1 pseudogene is annotated in these 1,277 nt (G+C 77.8%); it reads right to left on the bottom strand.

What is annotated here, in order from left to right:
• Positions 1-1,277, bottom strand: a pseudogene (locus tag DQW06_RS28720) (hypothetical protein); the annotation flags it as partial.

Below are 1,277 nucleotides of genomic sequence, written 5' to 3' on the forward strand. Positions count from 1 at the left end.
TCGGAGCCGCTGTCCGCCGCGCGCTCGGGTCCGGGAGCGGGCGGTGCCGCAGGCGCGTCCGCGTCCGCGCTCCGCGTGGGGGCCGGCGTGCCCTCGGCCGTGTCGGACGTCGTGGCCTCGGCGGCGCGCGCGGGGTCCCCAGAGCCCGCTACCGGCGCCCCGCTGTTCCGCGTCGCGCTCGCCCAAGGAGCGGAGGGCAGGGTGTCGCGGACGTACTGCGTGGTCAGGCTGCCGCCCGGGAGCCAGAGCCGTGCACGCGCCGGGTCGTGGCGGTCCCGGAGGTTGCGTTCGACGCCCCCCAGGAGTGTGGCGGCGTCCTCGGCCTTGTCCGCAGGGAAGGCGTCCGGGGCGGCGGGAACCCGCGGGTTCGCCGGGTCGGACAGGGTGAAGACCAGCCCGAGCGCCAGGGTGCGGGCCCTGCGCACGGAGGGGTTCTGCGGGGAGCCGTCGTCGGGCCGCGGGGCGAGCAGGTTCTGGATGTCCGCGCCCACCGCCCGCGCCCGCGCGACGTCCCCGTCATCCAGGTGCCGTCGGGCCTGCGCGACCAGGTCCGCGGCGCGATCGGCTCGTGCGTCCGCGGGGTCGGCGGCGGGTGCCGACTCGCCGCTGTCCGTCTCCGGGGGCGCGCTCCCGGGCGAGTCCTCCTCGGACGGTGTGGGACCGGTGCCGGAGCGGGCCGGAGGAGCACCGTCGCCGCCCTGGTCGCGGACGGTGTCACGTCCGGTTCCGGACCCTCCGGTCGCATCGGCGTCCCCGGTGCTCCGGATGGCGTCGTGGCGGTCCGCGGAGGGGACGGCCGCACCGGGCGGGGGTGTCTGCGGGTCGGTGCGCACGGTCTCCGGGACCGGTCCGTCCGAGAGGGCGGGAGCGCTGGGAACGCGCCCCGCCGGACCGCTCTCGGTCACGGGGAAGGCCAGGAGGCCGGACCCGGGAGCCGCGTCCGGGATGCCGGGAACGCCCTCCGGAGCCTTCGCGTCCTTCACGGCCGGGTGCGAGGCGGCGGCCTCGACGGGCGGCGCGTCCTCGGCGTCCGACCACGCGGTGTCCAGACTCGACGTTTCGGAGGCGGCGTCGTCGAACAGCGACGACGCGTCGGAGTCCGTGTCGCCGAGGGAGGAGTTGTCGTCGGCTTCGCCCGGGGTGTCCGGGACGCCGTCGACGGGGTTCAGCGAGGCGTCGAACGAGTACGGGGACGCGCTCCCGGAGGGGGCGGCCGTCGGCGGGGCCGCGATCTCCCGGATGTCGGCCGGGTCGGGGGACTCCGCGGTGACGGGGGA

The organism is Nocardiopsis sp. TNDT3, from assembly GCF_003427465.1.
GTDB lineage: Bacteria > Actinomycetota > Actinomycetes > Streptosporangiales > Streptosporangiaceae > Nocardiopsis > Nocardiopsis dassonvillei.